Origin of the sequence: Actinoplanes missouriensis 431 (assembly GCF_000284295.1) — a bacterium.
Lineage (GTDB): Bacteria > Actinomycetota > Actinomycetes > Mycobacteriales > Micromonosporaceae > Actinoplanes > Actinoplanes missouriensis.
In genome coordinates this window covers 4,945,314-4,966,654 of sequence record NC_017093.1, presented here as the reverse complement: position 1 = coordinate 4,966,654, position 21,341 = coordinate 4,945,314, and the positions used below count along the sequence as shown (strand labels likewise).

Here is a 21,341-nt window from a genome sequence, read left to right as displayed (position 1 = left end):
CGGTTCAACCAAGCGTTGTGACCAGCAGGAATCCGTTGAGGACGATGATCAGCAGGGCGACCGCGGACGCGGCGGCGGTCGTGATCGGACGGTTGGCGTGCTCGCCGAGCAGGTCGCGCCGGCGGGTCAGCCAGATCAGCGGGACGAGCGCGAACGGCACCCCGAAGGAGAGCACCACCTGCGACCAGACCAGCGCCTGGGTGGGGTCCACGCCGATCAGCAGCACGACCATCGCCGGGGCCATGGTGATCAAGCGGCGCAGGGCGAGCGGGATGCTGCGTCCGATGAAGCCCTGCATGACGACCTGACCGGCGTACGTGCCGACACTCGACGACGCGAGCCCGGAGGTGAGCAGCGCGATCGCGAACGCGGTGGCGGCGTGCCCGTCCAGGACCGTGCCGAGTCCGGCGTGGATGCCCTCCAGGGTGTCGGTGCCGCCGATCCCGGAACCGAAGAAGAGCTGCGCGGCGATCACCAGCATGGCGAGGTTGACGAGTCCGGCCGCGCCGAGCGCGATCAGGGTGTCGGCGCGCTGGCAGCGCAGGGCCTCCCGCAGCCGGGCCGGTCCGGCCGCCGCGGTACGCGACTTGGTCAGCGCCGAGTGCAGGTAGATGACGTGCGGCATCACGGTGGCCCCGAGGATGCCGGTGGCCAGCAGCAGGCTCTCGGTGCCCTGGAACGACGGGACCATGCCGGTGGAGAGCGCCCCCGCGTCGGCGCCGGACCGTAGCGCGGTGTAGAGGAAGCCGAGCAGGATCACGCCGAGCAGGGCGCCGATCACCGTCTCGAACCGGCGTACCCCGCGCCGGTGCAGCTCCAGCAGCGCGAAGGCCGCGGCGCAGGTGATCAGCCCGCCGATCGGCAGCGGGACGCCGAAGAGCAGGTGGAGCGCGAGCGCTCCACCGATGATCTCGGCGAGGTCGGTGGCCATCGCGACCAGCTCGGCCTGCACCCACAGGCCCCGGGAGACCGGCCGGGGCAGCTGCTCGCGGCAGAGCTCCGGCAGGTCGCGGCCGGTGACCAGGCCGAGTTTCGCGGAGAGCGCCTGGATCAGCATCGCCATGATGTTCGCCGCCACGATCACCCAGACGAGCAGGTACCCGAAGCTCGCCCCGCTGGTGAAGTTGGTGGCGAAGTTGCCGGGGTCGGCGTACGCGATGGCCGCCACGAAAGCCGGGCCGAACCAGGGCGCGACCCGCGTCACCCGTCTCTTCAGCGGCATTGCCAGATCCAGAACCACCATGGGCCCCGCAGTGCCCACGACGGCAGGCCTGTCCGGGCCACGGCTGACCCCGGAAGGCAGAACTGACGGGTAGCCAACTCTGCGTGCCGATGGCGGCCCCCGAGAGGAGCAACTGATGTTCAAGCACGTTGACCACCTGCAGTTCCAGGCCAAGCCGGAGAAGCCGGACGCGTTCTTCGCCGCGAAGCTGCAGGAGCTGGTCGGTGGACAGTTCGGCGAGATGACCGTGATGATGCAGTACCTGTGGCAGGGCTGGTCGTGCCGCGTCCCCGGCAAGTACAAGGACATGATCATGGACATCGCGACCGAGGAGATCGGTCACGTCGAGATGCTCACCACGATGCTGGCCCGCCTGCTCGAGGGCGGCCCGGCCGAGGCGACCGAGAAGGCCGCCGCGGCCAACCCGGTGCTCGCCGCCGTGCTCGGCGGCCAGAACCCGCAGCACGCGGTGGTGACCGGTGGCGGCGCGATGCCGACCAACAGCCAGGGCGTGCCGTGGAACGCCGGGTACATCGTCGCGAGCGGCAACCTGCTCGCCGACTTCCGGTCCAACGTGGCCGCCGAGGCGCAGAGCCGCCTGCAGACGAGCCGGATCTACAACATGACCGACGACCGCGGTGTCAAGGACATGCTGCAGTTCAACCTGGCCCGCGACACCTACCACCAGCAGCAGTGGCTGCTCGGCATCGAGCAGCTGATCGCCGACGGCTTCACCGAGAGCGGCATCGAGGACTCGAACGCCGAGTTCGAGCATCCCGAGGCGAACCACACGTTCTACAGCTTCGACCCGGAGAGCCGGGCCGGAGAGGGCCGCTGGGCGCAGGGCCCGACCCTGAACGGCAAGGATCAGATCGTGTACGTGCCGGACGCGCAGCCGCTGACCGACGACAAACCGCTCGGCCCGGCGCCCGACCCGAAGCTGTTCGTGACCTACGACGGCTCGATGGGCAAGGGCAAGCCCGGCACCGGAGCCGGAGCACACGTCCAGGGCGTCGCGAACGTGGTCAACAAGATCAAGGGCGCGCTCGACTAGACGTCGTCCTCCGGTCCGTGTCCTTGCCGGCTCCCCGAATCAGCGGAGCCGGCGAGGACACGGAGGCGTCCGTTTAGCGCCTTTTATTCTGGGTAATCGGCGGCCGTCCGGGGAGGTGGCCGTGAACGAGGACTCGATCGCGGACCCGGCGCGGGAGAACACGGAGTTGCTCGACAGCGTCCCGGAGGCGTTCCTCGCGCTCGACGCCGCCGGCATCGTCCGCGGGTTCAACCGGGCCGCGCACGACCTGCTCGGCTTCACCGCGGCCCAGGCCCGCGGGCGCCACCTCGACGAGACCATTCAGCCCCGGTACGACGGTGACCCGATCATGCCGGCCCTGATCCGCCTGTTCGCGGCCGGTCCGGCGCGTCCCGTGGTCCGCGAGCTGAGCGTGCGGCACCGCGACGGGCACCGCCTGACCACCCGGGCCACCCTCTCCCTGGCGCGCGGCGACGGCGAGGCCCTGGCCTGCGTCCTCCTCGCCGACCTGGCTGCCGAGACCACCGCCGACCGGGACGCCGGCTTCCTCACCGCGCTGCTCGACAGCCTCTCGGTCGGTGTGATCGCCGTCGACCAGCACGGCCGGGTGATCGTGCTGAACCGGGTGCTGCGCCAGGTGCAGACCGGCCCGATCACCGCCGGCCGGCCGGCGGCCACCTCGTTCGACCTCTACGACACGGCGAAGCGGCCGATGGGCTGGGAGCAGACCCCGGTGATGCGGGCGCTGCGCGGCGAGCACATCACCGGCCTCGACGTGCTGGCCTGCGGGCCGGACCACCGGATGCGCACGTTCGCCGCCACCGCCCAGCCGATCGTCGGCCGCGACGGCCGGCGGCTGGGCGCCGTGTCGGTCGCCAACGAGGTCACCGCCCTGCGCCGGGCGGAACGTTTCGGCGAGTGCCGCCAGCAGGTCGAACGCGCTCTGCGCGCCGCCACGTCGATCATCGAGGCCGCGCCCGCCGCGCTGGCCGCGGTGACCGAGGCGCTCGGCTGGCCCAGCGCCGAGCTGTTTCTCATCGACGAGGCCAGCGGTGTTCTGCAACCGGTCGGGCATCACTGCGCGGACGGGGAGGATCCGGGCGATTTCTTCGGGCACCTTCCGGTACGGGGTCAGGGCGCCACCGGCCGCGCGTGGAAGACCGGCAAGCCGCTGTGGGTGCCCGACGTCACCGCCATCACCGCCAGGCTCACCCCGATCGAACGGGAGCGCGCCGAGATCTGCGCCCGGCACGGCATCCGGACCGCGATGGCCGTCCCGGTCCGCGACGGCCGCACCCTGCTCGGTGTGCTCACCTGTTACTCCGGCTCACCGGAGGTCGACGAGGAGCTGCTGACGGTGCTGCTCGACGGCGTCGCCGCGCAGATCGGCGTCTACGTGGCGCTGCGCCGCGCCGAGGAGCTGGCCCGGCAGCTGCACCGCTCCCAGGACGACTTCCTCGACCTGGTCGGCCACGAGCTGCGCACCCCGCTCACCGCGATCACCGCGAACGTCACGATCCTCGCCGAGGAGACCGACGGTCTCGGCCCGGACCAGCGGCAGATGCTGTCCGCCGTGGCCCGCAACACCGCGATGCTGCAGGGCCTGGTGGACTCCCTGCTCGACCTGGTCGCCCTGGAGTCCGGCCACGAGCAGCTGGCCACCGACCCGGTCGACCTGTCCGCCGTCGTGTCCGAGGCCGCCATCGCGATCCGCCTCACCGCCGCCGGGTCCGGCGTCCGCCTCATCACGAACCTCGGGCGCGGCCCGATCGTCCCCGGCGACGCCCACCGCATCCGCCAGGTGGTCGACGACCTGCTCGCCAACGCCGTCAAGTTCAGCCCGGCCGGCGCCACCGTCACGATCGACCTGCTCGCCGGCGACCACGGCGCCACCCTGCGCATCGCCGACACCGGCATCGGCACCCCGCTGACCGAGCAGAACCAGGTCTTCGACCGCTTCTACCGGGCGACGAACGTCCGCCATCACGGCATCCCCGGCAGCGGCCTCGGCCTGAGCCGCGCCCGGGCCATCGTCCATCTCCACCGGGGCGCCATCACCCTCACCCCCAACACCCCCACCGGTACGGTCCTCACCGTCCACCTGCCGAGCACCCACCCCTGACAACCCCGCCGCGCGTTGCTAGGCCGAGGTCATCAGCTGGTCCGGCGCCGGCGCGGGCACCGCGGCGGGCAGGGTCACCGTGAAGCAGGAACCGCCGCCCGCGTTGTCCTCCGCCGTGATCGTGCCGCCGTGGCGCTCCACGATCCGCCGGCAGATGGCCAGGCCCAGGCCGGTGCCGAGGAACCGCCCGTCGGTGTGCGCCCGGTGGAAGTCGCCGAAGATGGCGGTGTGCTGGCCCGCCGGGATGCCGACGCCGTTGTCCGCGATCCGGATCGACACCATGTCCCCGGTGCGCGAAGCGTCGATCACCAGCGTCGGGGTGACGCCCGGCGCCGTGTACTTGATGGCGTTGCCGATCAGGTTGTCCAGCAGCTGGCGCAGCAGCACCGGGTCGGCGCAGACCGGCGGCGCCGGGCCGATGGTGAACTTGGGTTCCGGCTGACCGGCCGCGACCGCGGCGTCGGCACGGGCGCCGGTGACGTCGGCGAGGACCGCGGCGGTGTCGACGCTGATCGGTTCCGCGGTGGCCTGCCGGGCGGTGGTGTACGCCAGCAACCCGTCGATCAGCCCGCGCATCCGCGCCGACGTGCGGCTCAGCCGGTCCAGGTCGGTGAGCGCCTGCTCCAGGTTCGGGTGCGGGGGAGCGCCGGCCACCGAGTCGTGCACCGCCTCCGTCCAGCCCTGCACCCCGGTGAGTGGGTTGAGCAGGTCGTGCGCCACCACCCCGGCGAAACTGGTCAGCTCGTCGCGCTGCCGGTGCTCGGCGGTCACGTCGTGGAAGAGCACGACCGCGCTGCGCGTGCCGCCGGGCCGGGGCAGCGAGGTGGCGGTCACCGTGATGAACCGGCCCTCCGGCACCCCGGCGTTGCGGACCAGCATCTCCACGCCCTGCACGTCCTCGCCGGCCAGGGCCCGGATGTAGGCGAGGCCGTCCTCCGGGAACGGGGTGCCGTCGACGTGGTGCAGGCCGTACCAGGCGGGGTCGGCCATCCGGTCGTCCGGGCTCGTCACGCCGCCGAGCAGGTGGCTGACGGCCGGGTTGCGCAGCGAGACCCGGCCGTCGGGTTCGATCACCGCGAGGCCGTCGGCCATCGAGTCGATGATCGCCCGGAGCAGTTCCTTCTCGTGGCCGAGCTGGGTGAGCAGCTGGCGGCGTTCGTCGCGGCCGAGCGCCAGGGCGAGACCGACGAGGGCGACGAGGGCGAGGAACAGCTGCACCATGACGGCGCGGACCGTGGGGTCGGGGACGTGGGCGAACGGCCCGGAGCCCCCGCGGGTGAACGTGACGGCGATGCCGGCGGCCACCGAGTTGTGCACCAGGACGAACGGCGTGGACAGCCGGGTGGCGACCAGGACCGTCCAGCCGAGCATCGCGAAGGACAGCGGCAGCCGGTCCTCGTAGGCGAACCCGGCCAGGTAGGCGGCGGTGGTGCCGACGACGATGGCGAGGTGTTCCGCGATCCGCCACGGGGACGCGCCGGCCAGCCGGCTCCGGGCCCGCGGCCACCAGCCGGCTCGGCCCCCAAATCGGCTCCGGACGGTGGCGAGGGCGCCCGCGACGCAGATGCCGACCGACCCGATGATCAGGATGCTGGTGACGTTCCGGGCCAGGTTCATGACCGTCGCGGGCAGCGGGTAGTCGCCCTGATGCACCCATTCGCCGACCGACCCGACGGCGCACGCGGAGGCCGCGGCCCCGAACGCGGCGGCGAGCAGCCCCCACAGATCGCGCGGCGCCCGGAGCGGCTCGGCGCCGGCGCCGCCCCACAGGTTCGGCCGCAGCCGCGCCAGCAGCCGCCGGAACAGGGTGGCCTGGGTGAGTCCGGCCATCCCGTACAGCACGGCCTCCCACGGCGCGGCGCCGGTCTGCAGCGTCACCCAGACGAGGATCAACGGCAACAGGACACGGTCAACCCATGGGGTACGGGCATGGCGCTGCGCACAGAACCAGAGCGCTCCGACACCGGCGGACGGCCACACCAGCGAGTCGCCGGAGTGATCGAGGGCGGCCCGGCGTCCGGTGTACACCGCGACGCCGTACACCAGGGCGAACAGCATGGTCCGGGCCAGTGAGATCCGGTAACTCATGCCGCCGATGCCTCCCGAACGCAGCCGTCGATCTCATATCGGCGCGTTCCCTCGATCGCTGAGCCGGGCGCCGCGCCCGGCAACGATCGGCGTCGAACCGTTCCGGGCTCGCCCGGTGCGTGACGCGGGGTGTCCGGCGCCCGGAAGCCGGGCGCCGGACGGACGGCGGATCAGCCGACGGTGCGGTCCTGCTCACCGGGGAGGTCCGCCTCGATGCGTTCCTTGCGGACGTGCCGGCCGACCTCCTGCTGCTCGGTGACGGTCTCCTTGCCGAGCCGCACCCGCTCGACCGGCACGGTCTCGGTGCCGACGACCGGGCGTTCGGCGTGCAGGGTCACCTCGTGTTCCGATTCGGTCAGGTCCGGGCCGGAGTACGCGGCGTCGCGGTTCCGGTCGGTGATCGGCTCCCGCTCCAGGCGTACCTCCTCGCGGCTGACCGGGACGGACACCTGTTCCGGCTCGGTCACCACGTACTTGCGGAGCCGGGCCCGGCCGACCCGCTCCCGCTCGGTGCCGACGTTCAGCCGCTCCTCGGAGCGGGTCATCGCGCCGTCACCGGCGTCCACGGCGCCCCTGGTGTCCCCGCCGTGCCCGGCGGCTTCCCAATCGTGGTCCGCGTAGTCCCGGCCGCCGTCCGCGAACCCGTGGTGACCGTCCTCCCACCGGAAACCGTAGTGCTCGTAGAGCCGCCGCACCTCGTCGCGGTCCAGCGGCTCGTCGTGGTCGGCGTCCACGTTCGGGGCGTCCTTGACCGTCGCCTTGTCGAACGGGACCACCACGTTGTCGCCCCGTAGTTCCGCGTTCTGCAGAGGGAACAGCGACTCGTTGAGGCCGAACAGCCCGGTCCGGGCGCTGGCCCACACCGGACGGCCGGCGCCGTCGGTCCACACCGCACCGACGGTGCCGATCCGGTCGCCGTCGTTGTCGTACACGTCGAGGCCGTAGAGCGAGTGAACCTTGTCCTGTGTGATCACAGGAGTTCTCCCTTCACTGGGGGGTCAACGGCTGTGACTCTTAGCTACCCGCTGCAGTCCGTAACTAATTCACTACTTAGGGTGGTTTGACGGGGATGTGCGGGGACGGCTTCCCGCCGTACCCCCGAATGGGGTCTTTCTGGATCTGAACCGGGGTCGGCGGGAACCGGAAGTAGGTTGATCACGACTGACGGTGCGGCCCATCTCCCTGATGATTGAGGAACAACGGTGTCCCTTCCTGACCTGGCTGCCTACGCGCCGCACCGCAGCGTCACCGACGCGGACTTCGAGGGGACCGCGGTGCCCGGGCTGCGGGCCGACTTCTACCGGCGCGCCGAGGGGGACCGGATCGCCTCCGTCGGGCGGTACTCCTACGGCGGCCGCGAGGTGCTGATGGCCTGGGGTTACGTGGACGAGGAGCACTGCCGCAGGCACGCCGTGCACGACCCGTCGCGTGGCTGGCAGCCGGTCACCGAGGGCTGCCCGGACGTGCGCGTGGTCCGCACCGGCGAGCGGGTCGTCGGCCTCGAGGTGCGCACGCCGGAAGGAACCTGGGTGCGGGCCGGCGCCACCTCCCGGCCCGGACGTGCCGGCACGCCGGAATCGGCGCCGGAAAGCGCGGGGGACTCGGCGCCGGGGAGCGCGGGAGAATCGGCGCCGGAAAGCGCCGGGGAATCGGCCCCGGGGAGCGCGGCGAGATCAGGTCAGGCGGGGTGATCCTGCGGCTCGGGCGGCGGGTGGGAGGCGACCCGGAGCTCGGCGGCGTCCAGGATCGCCGTCACCGAGGTCTTCTCGTGCGGCGCCAGCCGTTCCGCCGCGGCCAGGAAGAAGCCGGCGGCGATACCGAGCATCCGCTTGACGCGATGGTGGTAATAGTCGGCGTCCTCGTCCGGGATGCCGCGCGGGCGGTAGCTCGTGCCGTACACCGCGTCCCAGAGATCGTTGTCGCCGGAGAGGATCGACTTGATCATGCTGGCGAACTCGTGGGCGTCGGCGGCGTTGTCCCAGTGCGGTGCTGTCACACCGCTGATCGTTCCAGGAGCGGCGGCACTTGCGGCGGGCTTCGCGGACTTCGGTTTCAGCCGGCGGCCGGGCGGCAACTTCAGGGGACATGAGTCGGGGAGTACGGGCGGCCGCTGCCGCTGCGGTGTCGGCGGTCGCGGCGGTCGCCGTGCGGGATCTTCTGCAGCGCAACCACGCGCTGCTCCGGAACTTCCCGGTGATCGGGCACGGCCGCTACCTGATCGAGGCGATCGGGCCGGAGCTGCGGCAGTACGTGGTGGCCGGCAACAACGAGGAGCGGCCGTTCACCCGTGACCAGCGCCGGTGGGTCTACGCGTCGGCGAAGAAGGAGAACAACTACTTCGGGTTCGGCACCGACAACGACATCGAGTACACCGCCGGGTATCCGATCATCAAGCACCGGACGTTCGGGCGGGCGGTGCCGCAATCCAACCCGCAGGCCGGGTACGAGGCGTACGTCCCGTGCGCGAAGATCCTCGGCAAGCGGCGGGCGAAGGCGTTCCGGCCGGACTCGGTCGTGAACATCTCCGGGATGAGTTTCGGGTCGCTCTCCGGCGCCGCGATCGAGGCGCTGAACCGGGGCGCGGCGCTGGCCGGCTGCCTGCACAACACCGGTGAGGGCGCGCTGTCGCCGTACCACCGCAACGGCGGGGAGCTGATCTTCCAGATCGGCACGTCCTATTTCGGGTGCCGGGACGCCCAGGGCCGGTTCGACCTGCGGCGGCTCAAGGATCTGGTCGCGGCGAACCCGGTCCGGGCACTGGAGATCAAGCTGAGCCAGGGCGCCAAGCCGAGCCTCGGCGGGCTGCTGCCGGCCGCCAAGGTGTCCGCGGAGATCGCCGCGACCCGTGGCATCCCGGAGGGCGTGGACTGCGTCAGCCCGTCGCGGCACGCGGAGTTCTCCGACACCGACAGCCTGCTCGACTGGGTGGAGATGCTCGCCGCCGAGACCGGGCTGCCGGTCGGCATCAAGTCGGCCGTCGGCGACCTGGACTTCTGGGACGAGCTGACCACGCTGATGGCGACCACCGGCCGGGGCGTCGACTTCGTGACGATCGACGGCGGCGAGGGCGGCACCGGCGCGGCGCCACTGATCTTCACCGACACCGTCTCGCTGCCGTTCCAGGTCGGCTTCGCCCGGGTGTACCGGATGTTCGCCGAACGCGGCCTCACCGACGACGTGGTGTTCATCGGCGCCGGCAAGCTGGGCCTGCCGGACAACGCGATCGTCGCGTTCGCGCTCGGCTGCGACATGGTCAACGTGGGCCGCGAGGCGATGCTCGCGATCGGCTGCATCCAGGCGCAGAAATGCCACACCGACACCTGCCCGACCGGGGTCGCCACCCAGAACCGGTGGCTGACCAGGGGACTCGACCCGGCGCTGAAGTCGGTGCGGGCCGCGAACTACATCAAGACGCTGCGGCGGGACCTGGTGAAGGTCGCCGAGGCGTGCGGGGTGGAGCATCCCGGACTGATCGACAGCACGTCGGTGGAGATCCTGGACGGGCGGACCGCGTCGACCGGGCTGGACGAGGTGTACGAGTACCGGCCCGGCTGGGGCCTGCCGTCGAAGGCCGACCGGGACGCGATCGTCGAGCTGATGACGGCGACCGAGCCGCAGGGCGGCAGCGCCCCACCCTCGGCGGACGCGATGCGGTAGGACTCCCGGTGAGCAGGCCGTGAGGGCGGACGCCGCTCACGGCCTGCCGGGTGCTACGGCCTGATCACCGCGGGAACACCGCCTCGGCGGATCGGTTCCCGGCCTTGTCCACCGCCACCACGCGCAGCTGCCGGATGCCGCTGGCCGGGGTGATCCGGGCGGCGCCGAAGTGGGCCGGCACACGGGTCCAGGTGCTGCCGGCGTCGGCGGCGTACTCGAAGTGGCTCACGCCCGATTGACCGTCGAACGACCGCACGTTCAGCACCTCCGAGGTAGCCGTGGTGGCGGGATAGAGGCGAACGCTGCCGTCACTCCACTTCACCACGGTGTCCGTGGTGCCGCCGGTGAACGAGCCGGTCACGATGGCGGCGGCCGCGTTCAGCGCGCCGATCGGGCGGTACTCGGACGAGCCACCGATGCCGGCGCCCGTACCCGGATAGAGGAATCCGCGCCCGGAGTGCCAGCGCACGAGGATGTCGTCGCGGGAGTCGGCGGTGAAATCGGCGACGGTCATGCTGAGCGCGTCGCCCCAGCCGGCCTGTCCCTCCCGGAGGACGACGCGGGTGCCGAGCCGGCCCGCGCCGGTGTTCGGGAAGAGGTGGACGTCACCGTTCGCCCAGCGCACGACCAGATCCTCGTGGGCGTCGCCGGTGAACTCGCCGCCGACCACCTCCTCGGCCGCCGCCCAGCCGCCGCCGGCCGGGTTGGCCACGGTCACCGCCGTCGCCGAGACGCCGCCGGCGCCGTCGCCGGGGTAGACCGAGATGACGCCGTCGGTGCGCCGGACCACGACGTCCGCTTTGCCGTCCCGGGTGTAGTCGCCGATGACCAGGCTGAGCACCTTCGTCCAGAACTCCTTGGGGCCGAAGTCGCGCTTGACGAAGGTGCCGTCGCCGTTGGCGAGGAGAACCTGGGCGTTGTCCCAGCGCTGCCGCATCATCAGGTCGGTGTCGCCGTCCCCGTCGAGGTCACCGCCGGCGAGATGGGTGGCTGTGAACATGCCGATGCCGTGGCCGGCCGTCGCCAGGTCCAGCTCCTGATCGGGGTTGATGCTGGTGGCGGGGGCTGGGTAGGGGTTGAGGCGGGTGCTGTCGTCGGCCCAGCGGACGATCAGGTCGTCGTTCCGATCGCCGGTCAGGTCGCCGACGGCTTCGAAGAGCGGGCGTTGCAGGGCGGCCGGCGTCGCCGGCTGGAGCTCGTCGGCGGCGCCGAGAACCGGGGTTCCGGTGGAGGTGGGGGTCACCGGGTACGCGACGAGCGAACCGTCCTTGCGGCGCACCACGAGGTCGGTGCGGCCGTCGTGGTCGATGTCGCCGGTCATCATGCCCTTCGGGGCGGCGGCGGACAGGAAACCCGCGTCGCTCATGTTGATCGAGCCGCCCAGGGCGCCACCGGGCTGGCCCGGATAGATGAAGAGGCGCCCACTGGTCCACTGGACCGCCAGGTCGGCGATGCCGTCGCCGGTGAACTCGCCGGCCGTGATGTCCGCGGCGTCGCTGAAGAAGTTCGCGGCCCGCGGCTGCGTGGGCGCGCCGAGGCCACCCGCGTTGTCGCCGGGGTAGACGTCGATGGTCCCGGAAGACCGCAGGATCATCACATCGTCGTCGCCGTCACCGGTGAACTCGCCGGAGACCATCCGCTTGACGTCCGTCCAGCCCGTGTCCGCGGTGCGCAGCAGCGTCGCGGCGCCGAGCCGCCCGCCGGTGCCGGGGTAGAGGTGCACGTCGCCGCTCCAGCGCCGCACGATCAGGTCGTCGCGGTCGTCGCCGCCGGTGAAGCGGCCGATCGTGGCGTCCCGGACGCCTGTCCAGTTGAGGCTGTCGGTCAGGCCGGCGTCGTGGACACCGGTGCTGGGCACCTCGAGGTAGGGCACCGCCGGGAGCGTCGTCTCGTCCTTCCAGATCGCGTCGCCGCGCAGCGCGAAGTGGTCGTCCTCGTAGGTCAGGGAGCCGGTGACCGGCTTGATCGACTTGCTGCCGGTCCAGGAGATCGCGGTCGACGTGCCGAAGAGGTAGTCGAACTTGCGGCCCGCCATGGTGTCGGGGCCGGACCGGCAGGCCGCCAGGGCGAAGCAGCGGGAGTTGAAGTACGGCTCGTTGGCCTGGTCGACCTCGGTGAACGGCCCGGTGCCGCCCTCGATGCCGTAGTAGACGTTCAGGTTGGGGTCGAACGGGTCGGCGTTGAGGTCGCCGCCGAAGATGACCGGCCGGTTGCCGGCCCACCGCTTGATCGCCGCCATCGCCTGCGGTGCGCCCTCGTCGTGGAGGGAGGGGCCGGCGTGCAGGTTGCAGATCAGCGAGTCCCGCCCGCCGACGGCGGCGGTGGTGCAGAGCAGGTGGCGCCGCAGCTCGGGGCTGACGGTGGGGTCGATTTCCGTCAGTTCCTCGGAGAGCCGCGGGAGGGCGGCGCCGGTGCGTACGAAGATCGCAGTGCCGTCGGCCTTGGAGTCGGTGAGCGTTCGGCCGTTCGCCCAGGGCGCACACGCACCGTGGTTGCGGACGCTGTGAAAGACGACCCGGTACGTCCCGAGCGTCGCGAGCTGCTCGCGGATCAGCTCGCGCTGACCGGCGCACAGCTCCTGGAGCATCAGCACGTCGGGGGCCTTGCCGTCCTCGGTGAGGATCTGGCTCTTCAGCCGTGTCGCCCAGGTGTTCAAGTCGGCGACGCTGGGAGCGCGGTCGTGAACGTTGAGGAACGAGCAGGCGTAATCCTTCCGATCTGCGCCGCCGGTGTTCGAACCACAGGCGTTGTAACTGATCACCCGGAACGGCGTGTCGGCGGCCATTGCCGCCTCACCGGCGCCCACGAGTCCGATCGCTGCGATGAGCAGCGCGGCCGCGAGCGCGGAGAGTCTCCGCGTCATCGACATGAACGTCCTTCCCCGTACCGATGAGTTCATCGGCTTCTGTCGTTGCCGCGAATCTTGTCACGGTCGATACGGGTTCCTCACCGACCCGCCGGTCGTCCGCGAGGCGATTCGGCTCGCCGTGGCGGGTGGCGCGGCGGCGGTGGCGGGGTGACTTCGGCTCACCCCTCCACGGCCGGCGGTAGCCGGGGCACGCTCGCCAGCAGTCTGCGCGTATAAGGGTGTGACGGCGCCCCCAGCACCCCCGCCGTCTCCCCCTGTTCGACGAGCCGCCCCCGCTCGAGAACCGCGGTGTGCCGGCACAGTTCCGCGACCACCCCGAGATCGTGGGAGACCAGCAGGATCGTCAAGTCCCGTTCGGCGCACAACGACGCGAGCAGGTCGACGATGCGTACCCGGGTGGTGAGGTCGAGAGCGCTCACCGGCTCGTCCGCCAGGAGCAACCGCGGGTTTCCGACGATGGCCCGGGCGATGGCGATGCGCTGGCGCTGCCCGCCGGAGAACTCGTGCGGGTACCGGCTCGCGGTGTCGGCGGGCAGACCGACCGCGTCCAGTGCCGCCGCCACCCGGTCCGGGTCGGCGCCGAGACCGAGCCCGCGCAGGGGTTCGGCGACGATGCGCCCGATCCGGTGGCGCGGGTCCAGCGACGAGTACGGGTCCTGGAAGACGGCCTGGACCGCCCGCCGGTACGCGCGCAACCCCTGGCGGGTCAGCGGCGCGCCCTCGAAGAGCAGCCTTCCGGACGTCGGACGGGCCAGCCCGAGCAGGATCCGCAGCAGCGTGGTCTTGCCGGCGCCGGACTCGCCGACCAGCGCCACGTTGCGCCCGGCACGGACGTCGAGCGACACGTCGGTGAGGACGGGGGAGCCGGAGCGGTAGGCGAACCCGACGCCGGAGGCGGACAGGATCACATCAGTCACGGCCGGTCCGTTCCAGAGCGGCGTCGAAGCGGCGGGCGCTCTCGACGAGCGTACGGGTGTAGGGATGGCGCGGCGCCGTCACCAGCGATGTGATCGGCCCCGACTCCACGATCCGCCCCGACTGCAGCACGTGGGTGTCACGGACCACCCGCGCCGCCACCGGCAGGTCATGGGTGATGAACAGCAGCGCCGTGTCGTTCTCGGTCACGATGCGGTCGAGCAGATCGAGGATCTCGGCCTGCACGGTGACGTCGAGCGCGGTCGTCGGCTCGTCGGCGATCAGCAGTTTCGGCCGGCAGGCGATCGCCATGGCGATCGCCACGCGCTGCCGCTGCCCGCCGGAGAGCTGGTGCGGATAGGACCGCGCGATGCGATCGGTGTCGGTCAGCCGCACGGCGTCGAGGGCCTCCCGGACGGCGCCGCGCAGGGCGTCGCCCCGCAGGCCGCGGAACCGGCGGATCGGCCCGGCGATCTGCCGGCCCGCGGTCATCAGCGGGTCGAGAGCGGTCAGCGGCTCCTGGAAGACCACGGCGGCGACGTCGCCGTGGCCGCGCGGCGCCCGGATCATGTCGGCCCCCGCGAGGGAGACCGCGCCGGTGGCGGTGAGGCCGCGGGGGAGCAGGCCGAGCACGGCGAGCGCGGTCAGCGACTTGCCGGACCCGGACTCGCCGATCAGCCCGGTGCGGTCGCCGGCCGCGACCTCGAACGACACGTCGTCGACGAGCACATGACCGGCACTGTCGGCGACCGTGAGCCGGTCCACGCTCAGCAGCGTCATCGGGAACCCTCCACGGTGAGCCGTTCCACGGGCAGCGCGGTCATCGCGATCCCTTCACGGCGAGCACGTCGCGCAGCCCGTCGGCGGTCAGGTTCACGCCGATCACCAGCACGACCAGGGCGATCCCGGGTGCCAGCGCCCCGGCCGGCGCGGTCAGCACGGTGGCCTGCGCCTCGTAGAGCATCCGCCCCCAGGACGCGTTCGGCGGCGGCGTGCCCAGCCCCAGGTAGGAGAGGCTCGCCTCGGCGAGGACCGCGAGACCCGCCTGAAGAGCGAGGTTCACCAGTACGGTCGGAGCGATGTTCGGCAGCACGTGACCGACCACGATGCCGGGCCAGGAGATGCCGGCCACCCGGGCGGCGGTGATGTAGTCACGGGCCAGGACCTGCTTGACCAGCACCCGGGTCAGCCGGGCCACGACCGCGGCCATGGCCAGCCCGATCGCGACGACCGCGGTGCCGAGGGAGGCGCCCGCGCCGGCCACGATCAGCATCGCCAGCAGCAGGGTGGGGAACGCGATGAGGATGTCCAGCAGCACCGCCGCGGCGTCGTCGAGCCAGCGGGTCGCGAACCCGGCGAGCAGCCCGAAGCTGACGCCGAGCACCCCGCCGAGGGTCGCCGCGCCGAGCGCCGTGCCGATCGCGATCCGCCCGCCGATCAGCAGCTGGGTGAAGAGGTCCCGGCCGAGCTTGTCGGTGCCGAGCAGGTGGTCGCCGCCGGGTGGCGCGAGACGGCCGCCGGAGGTGTCGTCGGGGGCGAACGGCAGCCAGAAGTACGAGAGGACGACCGCGCCCGCGACGACCAGCACGAGTGTCAGCCCGGCCGCCAGGTGCAGGAAGCGCCGGCGGCTCATGACGCGGCCCGGTGCAGCAGCCGGGGGTCGACGAGCCGCTGCGCGAGGTCGCCGAGGAAGCCGACGAGCAGCACGGTCGCCGTGCTGACCAGCATCACGCCCTGGATCACCGGGTAGTCGTGCTGGCTGATCCCGCGGACCAGCATGCTGCCGAGGCCGGGCAGGGCGAAGACGCTCTCCACCACGACCGCGCCGAGGAACGTGGTGGCGAGTTCCATGGCGAGCACGGCGATCACCGGTACGGCGGCGTTGCGCAGCCCGTGCCGCCACATGGCCTGCGCCGGCGTCGCTCCGAGCGCGCGGGCGGTCCGGAGATAGTCGGCGCCGAGCACGTCCAGGGTGGCGCTCCGGACGTACCGGATGAGGCTTGCCGACATGACCAGCGCGACCGTGACGACCGGAAGGACCAGCGCCTCGATCGCGGCCGCCGGGTCGGCCCAGCCGTCCGGCGGGAATCCGCCGGCCGGCAGCACACCGAGCTGGAGCGCGAAGACGGTGATCAGCAGCAGGCCCACCCAGAACGCCGGCACCGCGATGCCGAGCTGGGCGACCGCGTTGATGACCGGGCCGTACCAGCGGTCGGCGCGGGCCGCGGCGAGCGCGCCGACCGGGACGGCGATGAGCACGGCGAGGACGAACGCGGCGAGGGTGAGCGGGATCGTGACCGGCAGCCGGGCGAGGATCTCGTCGCCGACCGGCAGCGTGCTGATCAGCGAGTTGCCCAGGTCGAGGGTGAACACGTTCCCGAGCCAGGTGAGGAACTGGGAGAGCAGTGGGGCGTCCGTGCCGAGCTCCCGCTGAGCGGCCGCGATCTGTTCCGGGGTCGCGCCGACCGGGAGCAGGGCGTTGGCCGGGTCGCCCGGCAGGAGCCGGAGCAGCACGAACAGCACCACTGCCGCGGCGAACAGCGACCCGATCAGGATCGCCGTCCGCCGCAGCAGGTAGCGGGTCATCAGTTCTTGACGATCCCGTACGCGAAGAACTGCGCGTTGAGGCCGTTGACCGGGTACCCGGTCAGCTTCGTCGAGGCGACCACGATCTGCGGGTAGAGGTAGAGCCAGTCACTGGCCGCCTCCTCCGCGATGATCTTGTTGGCCTGCTTGAGCAGGGTGGTCTGCTCGTCCGCGGTCCTCGCCTGCTCGGCCTTGTCGATCAGGTCGGTGACCTGCGGGTTGTTGTAGCCCCAGTAGAAGTCGGGGTTGCCGTACCAGACCACGTCACGATCGTTGACGTGCTCCTGCAGCGTCGCCGTGAAGTCCCGCTTCTGGTACACCTTCGTGTACCACTCGTCGGCGGTGATCGTGTTGATGTTCACCGTGATGCCGACCTTGGCCAGCTCCGACTTGATGAAGGTGGCGGCGGTCGGGTGCGGGTCGTAGCTCGGGGTGTCCAGCGTGAAGGTGAACCCGTTCGGCAGGCCGGCGCTCGCCAGCAGCTTCTTGGCGTTCTCCACGTTGTAGGCGTTGACCGAGGTGAGGTCCTCGTACCAGGGGTCGCTCGGCGGGACCATCGAGCCGATCGTGGTGCCGTACTCGCCCCAGACCGAGGTGAGCAGCTTCTTGTCGTCGATCGCCTGGCTGACCGCCTGCCGCACGGCCACCTTGTCGAACGGGGCGGCCTTGTCGTTGAACGCGAGCAGCAGCTTGGTCGTCGACTTCCCGTCGTTGACCTTGTAGTTGCTGTTGCCGGAGAACTGCGCGAGCGCGTCCGGGCTCTGCTCGCCGGTGACGATGTCGACCGCGTTGGTGAGCAGCGCGTTGTTGAGCGCGGTCGCGTCGGTGAAGTAGTGGAACACCACACCGGCGTTCTTCGCCGGAGTGCCCCAGTACCCGTCGAACCTGGTCAGCGAGAGGGTGGAGCCGCGCTTCCAGTCGCCGAGCCGGTAGGGCCCGGTGCCGTCCGCTTTCGTGGTGAGGTCGGTCGCCGACGCGTTGACGATCCAGATGTAGCTCAGGTTGTAGACGAACGAGATCGACCGGCTGTTCAGCGTGATCGCCACGGTGGCGTCGTCCGGCGTGGCGATCGACTTGATCACCGCGAGGTTGCTCTTGCGGGCGGACTTCGAGTTCTCCGCGGTCACCCGCTCGATGCTCGCCTTGACGTCGGCCGAGGTCAGCGCCTTGCCGGAGTGGAACTTCACGTCCGGCTGCAGGGTGAACGTGTAGGTCAGGCCGTCGTCGCTGACCTTCTGGTCCTTGGCCAGCAGGGGTTCGACCGCGCCGGTGTCGGTGAGACGGAAGAGTCCCTCGTACACATTGCCGTTGAGGGCCTCGGTGACGCCCTGCCCGCCGCCGGCGGTGTTGTCCAGGTTCTGCGGCTCGTAGACCGAGCCGACCTGGATGATCGCCGCGCTGCTGTCGCCGCTGCCGCCCTGGGCGCCCTCACTGCCGCCGCAGGCGGCGAGGGCGCCGGCCAGGCTCAGAGCAGAGACGACGGCGAGGATACGGGTGAGAAGTGCTCTTCTGTGCACGGGAGTGTCTTTCGTGTCAAAGGGTGTTCTAGCGGTGGAAGATCGCGAGCTTCTCGCCGGCGCGGACCGGCAGGTGGAGCCGGTTCTGCGGGGGCGGCATCGGGCAGTTGTAGTGCTCGGAGAACCCGCACGGCGGCACGAAGGCGCGGTTGAGGTCGAGGACGACCCGCTCGGTTCCCGGCTCGCGCTCCACGAAGAGGAACCGTCCCGCGCCGTAGGTCTCGGTCCCGTTGGTGGGGTCGCCGAAGACCAGCAGCAACCGGCCGTCGTCGTCGAACGCGCTCAGCGTGTAGTCCCGCCCGTCCAGCGTGAGGTGCAGGTCGCCGGGAACCGGCAGGTCACGGGTGAAGCCGGCGTCCTGCGCGTGCTGGAACGGCACCCGGCGATCACCGGACACGTCCGTGTAGCGAGCCTCGAGCACCCACGCCGGGTCGTACGGGTAGGTGTCGATGCCCTCGAAACTCTTGATCGCGGGCGAGGCGGCGTCCCACAGCCGCACGCCGCGCTCCTGCGCCCCGGTCAGCGGGTCCCGGCGCGACAGCCGGGTGGCGGTGACGGTCGCCGGCTGCCCGGCGAGCGCCGCGGCCGGGTCGTCCGCGCCCCAGCGGGTCTCCACCAGCGCCAGGTTCCCGGTCGGCGAGGTCACCGCGCGCAGGCGTTCCTCCCGCCACGCGGCGTGCTGCTGAGCTGCGGTGTTCTCGGACATGGCGCCCCACAATGATCTTGACAACGACTGCCGTAACCCTACAACTCAAGTAGGTTTACCAGCCAATGTCACGGTGATCACACAATGGCCGCCCGAGCCACCGAAGCCCGTCGATTGATGTCATATGTTCCGGAAATGACCCGTACCGTCGGGTTGCCTGAGCGACGGGCATCACGTCGCTCCGGATCGGCCGCGGGTCTCCTTCCCGGCACGCACGGCCCGGCCGGTCGTCGCCTATGGTGCAGGAACCGATGCGACGGGGACGGCGGGCGAGCGCGGCCTGCTCACGGTGCGTCCCGCCGGACCCGGCCCGGCGCGTCCCGGCCTCGCCGCGGAACCGTCCGGCGCGGTGTTGCTGCCCGCCGACTGGAACCGGGAGCAGGCGTTCCACTGCCGCGCGCCCGAGTGGTCGCCGGACGCCGCCGCGTGGGTGGCCGAGATCTTCCTGGACACGCTCCGGGAGGTCGCGCCCACCGAGGGAATGGCGCTCGTGACGGTGAGCGCGCTCAGCGGCGGGGCTTAAGTTGGACCGGTGACGTTTGTGCGCTGGCGGACGCTGATCACGCCGCTCCTGGCCGCTCTGTTCCCGGCCGCTCTGCTCGTGGCGACCGCGGCGGGTCCCGCGCTCGCCGATCCGCCGCAGCGGCTGGCCACGCAGGTGACCGACCCGGCGGGAGCGCTCGGCAACCGGGCCGATGTGGACGACGCGCTCGCGGAGCTGCAGCGGGAGACCGGTATCCAGCTGTTCGTGGTCTTCGTCGACTCGTTCGACGGGGTGCCCGCGCAACAGTGGACCGACGAGACGGCGCGGCTCAGCGACCTGGGCGACCGGGACGCGCTGCTGGCGGTCGCCACCGTGGACCGGGCCTACGCCTACTCGTTCCCCGACGACTCCCGGATCAGCGGCAGCGAGCTGACCGGTGTGGCCGGGAACGACATCGAACCGGCCCTGGCGAAACAGGATTGGGAGGGCGCGGTGATCGCCGCCGCCGGCGGATACCGGGATGCCGCCGGTGGTGGCGGCGGAGGCCTCGGCTGGGCGCTTGTCGTGATCCTGGCCGTCCTGGCCGGGGCGGTGCTCTGGGTGATCCTGCGCCGCCGCCGGCGGGTGGCCCCGCCCGTCGCCGGCCCGTCCCTGGAAGATCTGTCCGCCCAGGCGAACGCGCTGCTCATCGAACTCGACGACGACCTGCGGGCCAGCGAGCGCGAGGGCGACCTGGCCACCGCGCAGTACGGTCCGGCGGCGACCGGCCGCTTCCAGGAGGCCCTCGCCGCGGCGCGCCGGGACGTCGCCGAGGCGTTCCGGTTGCGGATGACGCTGGAGGCGACCCCCACGCCGGACGAGCCCACGCGGCGCGCCACGCTGTCGGAGATCATCGCGCTGTGCCGGGCCGCGGACGAGCGGCTGGACGCCGAGTCGGAGGCGTTCGACCAGCTCCGCGACCTCGAGGGACGTGCCGCCGAGGTGGCCGGCGAGGTGGAGCGGCGCCGGGCGCAGGTCGAGGCCGGTCTTCCGGCGGCGGCCACGGCGGTGGCCGAGCTCCTCCGGGGGTACGGGGGAGAGCCCGTCACCGCCGTCGCCGGCAACGTGGACCAGGCGCGGGAGCGGCTCACGTTCGCGGCGGAGGCGCTCGGGAGGGCCCGCGCGGCGCTGGCCGCCGAGGGGAGCGGCGGCGCTGAGCCCGGCAGTGCTTCCGAGGCGAGTGGCGGTGCCGGGGCGGTGAGCGGGCGGGCTGCTGCCGCTCTGGCGGTGCGGGCGGCTGAGCAGGCTGTCGACCAGGCCACGCAGCTGGTCGCGGCGGTGACCAAGGCGGCTGCCGATCTGCCGGCCGCGCGGGCGGCCGCGGAGGCGTTGATCGCGGAGATCACCGGTGAGATCGCTGCCGGTCGCGCGGCCCTGAGCACGGCCGGCGCCGGAACAGGGGCCGTTGCCGGGATGGCGCCCGGTGCTGGGACCGGGGCTCTGGTAGCGGCGATCGACGGTGGTGAGCGGGCGGTTGCCGAGGCTCGGGCCGCTCTGGCGGTCGAGCGGCCGGACCCGGTGGCGGTGGTGGCTCGGCTGCAGGCCGCCGACGCCACCCTGGACAGCGCCCTCGCGACCGCCCGTGACCAGGCGGAACGGGATGCCCGCGCGCGGGCCGTTCTGGCGCAGACGCTGCCGCTCGCGCGCGCCGAGGTGGCCGCCGCGAACGACTTCGTCACCACCCGGCGCGGCGCGGTCGGGCCGGACGCCCGGGTGCGGCTCTCCGAGGCGATGCGTCACCTCGGGCTCGCGGAGCAGGTGGCTGTCACGGAGCCGCACACCGCCGTACAGGAGATCGCTCTTGCTCGGCAGCTTGCTGCCGCGGCCGGGCACGCGGCGCAGGCGGACGTCCGGACCTGGGGTGGCGGGGGTGTGGACGCGGGATCGTTCGCCGGGGCGGTGCTCGGCGGCATCCTCGCCGGAGGGATGCGGTCGGGCGGGGGCGGCTGGGGACCCGGCGGCGGGGGACATGGCGGCGGGGGACACGGCGGCTGGGGGCACGGGGGATTCGGCGGCAGCGGATCACGGGCCCGCCGCACCGGGGGCGGTGGCGGCGGAGGCGGGCGCCGCGGCGGAGGCGGCCGGTTCTGACCGGAACGCGGA

At 72.0% G+C, this 21,341-nt stretch carries 17 protein-coding genes; 6 read left to right on the top strand and 11 right to left on the bottom strand.

What is annotated here, in order from left to right; all coding sequences use genetic code 11:
* Positions 1 to 4 precede the first annotated feature (4 nt).
* A complete protein-coding gene (locus tag AMIS_RS23270; RefSeq protein WP_231859065.1) occupies positions 5 to 1,222 on the bottom strand; it encodes an Nramp family divalent metal transporter in 1,218 nt (405 codons plus the stop codon).
* 136 nt (positions 1,223 to 1,358) lie between these two features.
* On the opposite strand from AMIS_RS23270, the gene AMIS_RS23265 reads away from it, so the two are divergent.
* Both AMIS_RS23265 and AMIS_RS23260 read left to right on the top strand, forming a co-directional pair.
* Positions 1,359 to 2,276 (top strand): manganese catalase family protein, encoded by a 918-nt coding sequence (locus AMIS_RS23265; protein ID WP_014444842.1) that lies wholly within the window; start codon positions 1,359 to 1,361, stop codon positions 2,274 to 2,276.
* Between the two features lie 121 nt (positions 2,277 to 2,397).
* Positions 2,398 to 4,377, top strand: coding sequence for an ATP-binding protein (locus AMIS_RS23260; RefSeq protein WP_157434995.1), 1,980 nt, complete (start codon positions 2,398 to 2,400; stop codon positions 4,375 to 4,377).
* A gap of 18 nt (positions 4,378 to 4,395) precedes the next feature.
* On the opposite strand, the gene AMIS_RS23255 is transcribed toward AMIS_RS23260, so the two are convergent.
* Together AMIS_RS23255 and AMIS_RS23250 are read right to left on the bottom strand one after the other, a co-directional pair.
* Entirely contained in the window at positions 4,396 to 6,465 is a 2,070-nt protein-coding gene (locus AMIS_RS23255; protein WP_014444840.1) for an ATP-binding protein, read from the bottom strand.
* Positions 6,466 to 6,635: 170 nt separating this feature from the next.
* Positions 6,636 to 7,439 carry a DUF2382 domain-containing protein gene (locus AMIS_RS23250; RefSeq protein ID WP_014444839.1) on the bottom strand — a complete coding sequence of 268 codons (804 nt, stop codon included), beginning with the start codon at positions 7,437 to 7,439 and terminating at the stop codon, positions 6,636 to 6,638.
* Positions 7,440 to 7,667: 228 nt separating this feature from the next.
* Here AMIS_RS23250 and AMIS_RS23245 point away from each other — a divergent pair, with 228 nt between their 5' ends.
* On the top strand, positions 7,668 to 8,156 hold the full coding sequence (locus tag AMIS_RS23245; RefSeq protein ID WP_014444838.1) for a hypothetical protein: 489 nt from the start codon (positions 7,668 to 7,670) through the stop codon (positions 8,154 to 8,156).
* On the opposite strand, the gene AMIS_RS23240 is transcribed toward AMIS_RS23245, so the two are convergent.
* The gene (locus tag AMIS_RS23240) at positions 8,144 to 8,461 is read right to left on the bottom strand and encodes a hypothetical protein (protein ID WP_014444837.1); all 318 of its coding nucleotides are present in this window, start codon (positions 8,459 to 8,461) and stop codon (positions 8,144 to 8,146) included. The two genes, AMIS_RS23245 and AMIS_RS23240, sit on opposite strands and share 13 nt — an antisense overlap.
* A gap of 89 nt (positions 8,462 to 8,550) precedes the next feature.
* On the opposite strand from AMIS_RS23240, the gene AMIS_RS23235 reads away from it, so the two are divergent.
* Entirely contained in the window at positions 8,551 to 10,122 is a 1,572-nt protein-coding gene (locus AMIS_RS23235; RefSeq protein ID WP_014444836.1) for an FMN-binding glutamate synthase family protein, read from the top strand.
* Positions 10,123 to 10,186: 64 nt separating this feature from the next.
* On the opposite strand, the gene AMIS_RS23230 is transcribed toward AMIS_RS23235, so the two are convergent.
* The 7 genes from AMIS_RS23230 to AMIS_RS23200 form a co-directional block, all read right to left on the bottom strand.
* The gene (locus AMIS_RS23230; RefSeq protein ID WP_157434993.1) at positions 10,187 to 12,985 is read right to left on the bottom strand and encodes an FG-GAP-like repeat-containing protein; all 2,799 of its coding nucleotides are present in this window, start codon (positions 12,983 to 12,985) and stop codon (positions 10,187 to 10,189) included.
* 164 nt (positions 12,986 to 13,149) lie between these two features.
* Entirely contained in the window at positions 13,150 to 13,908 is a 759-nt protein-coding gene (locus AMIS_RS23225; protein ID WP_041830002.1) for an ABC transporter ATP-binding protein, read from the bottom strand.
* The gene (locus tag AMIS_RS23220; protein ID WP_014444833.1) at positions 13,901 to 14,686 is read right to left on the bottom strand and encodes an ATP-binding cassette domain-containing protein; all 786 of its coding nucleotides are present in this window, start codon (positions 14,684 to 14,686) and stop codon (positions 13,901 to 13,903) included. Before AMIS_RS23220 ends, AMIS_RS23225 begins: the two co-directional genes overlap by 8 nt.
* A gap of 40 nt (positions 14,687 to 14,726) precedes the next feature.
* On the bottom strand, positions 14,727 to 15,539 hold the full coding sequence (locus AMIS_RS23215) for an ABC transporter permease (protein WP_014444832.1): 813 nt from the start codon (positions 15,537 to 15,539) through the stop codon (positions 14,727 to 14,729).
* Positions 15,536 to 16,492: an ABC transporter permease gene (locus AMIS_RS23210; protein ID WP_014444831.1), complete on the bottom strand. Its 957-nt coding sequence runs from the start codon at positions 16,490 to 16,492 to the stop codon at positions 15,536 to 15,538. Before AMIS_RS23210 ends, AMIS_RS23215 begins: the two co-directional genes overlap by 4 nt.
* Entirely contained in the window at positions 16,492 to 18,009 is a 1,518-nt protein-coding gene (locus AMIS_RS23205) for an ABC transporter substrate-binding protein (protein WP_014444830.1), read from the bottom strand. Before AMIS_RS23205 ends, AMIS_RS23210 begins: the two co-directional genes overlap by 1 nt.
* Positions 18,010 to 18,037: 28 nt before the next feature.
* The gene (locus AMIS_RS23200; protein WP_014444829.1) at positions 18,038 to 18,715 is read right to left on the bottom strand and encodes a DUF1684 domain-containing protein; all 678 of its coding nucleotides are present in this window, start codon (positions 18,713 to 18,715) and stop codon (positions 18,038 to 18,040) included.
* A 289-nt stretch (positions 18,716 to 19,004) separates the two neighbouring features.
* On the opposite strand from AMIS_RS23200, the gene AMIS_RS23195 reads away from it, so the two are divergent.
* Positions 19,005 to 19,238, top strand: coding sequence for a hypothetical protein (locus tag AMIS_RS23195; RefSeq protein WP_014444828.1), 234 nt, complete (start codon positions 19,005 to 19,007; stop codon positions 19,236 to 19,238).
* Between the two features lie 9 nt (positions 19,239 to 19,247).
* A complete protein-coding gene (locus tag AMIS_RS23190) occupies positions 19,248 to 21,329 on the top strand; it encodes a TPM domain-containing protein (RefSeq protein WP_231859064.1) in 2,082 nt (693 codons plus the stop codon).
* Positions 21,330 to 21,341: the final 12 nt, after the last annotated feature.

Excerpts from the sequence above, each read along its gene's own strand:
- AMIS_RS23265 (WP_014444842.1), top strand. The coding sequence starts at position 1,359 with ATGTTCAAGCACGTTGACCACCTGCAGTTCCAGGCCAAGCCGGAGAAG.
- AMIS_RS23200 (WP_014444829.1), bottom strand. The coding sequence starts at position 18,715 with ATGTCCGAGAACACCGCAGCTCAGCAGCACGCCGCGTGGCGGGAGGAA.
- AMIS_RS23270 (WP_231859065.1), bottom strand. The coding sequence starts at position 1,222 with ATGCCGCTGAAGAGACGGGTGACGCGGGTCGCGCCCTGGTTCGGCCCG.
- AMIS_RS23210 (WP_014444831.1), bottom strand. The coding sequence starts at position 16,492 with ATGACCCGCTACCTGCTGCGGCGGACGGCGATCCTGATCGGGTCGCTG.
- AMIS_RS23235 (WP_014444836.1), top strand. The coding sequence starts at position 8,551 with ATGAGTCGGGGAGTACGGGCGGCCGCTGCCGCTGCGGTGTCGGCGGTC.
- AMIS_RS23255 (WP_014444840.1), bottom strand. The coding sequence starts at position 6,465 with ATGAGTTACCGGATCTCACTGGCCCGGACCATGCTGTTCGCCCTGGTG.
- AMIS_RS23220 (WP_014444833.1), bottom strand. The coding sequence starts at position 14,686 with ATGACGCTGCTGAGCGTGGACCGGCTCACGGTCGCCGACAGTGCCGGT.
- AMIS_RS23215 (WP_014444832.1), bottom strand. The coding sequence starts at position 15,539 with ATGAGCCGCCGGCGCTTCCTGCACCTGGCGGCCGGGCTGACACTCGTG.
- AMIS_RS23230 (WP_157434993.1), bottom strand. The coding sequence starts at position 12,985 with ATGACGCGGAGACTCTCCGCGCTCGCGGCCGCGCTGCTCATCGCAGCG.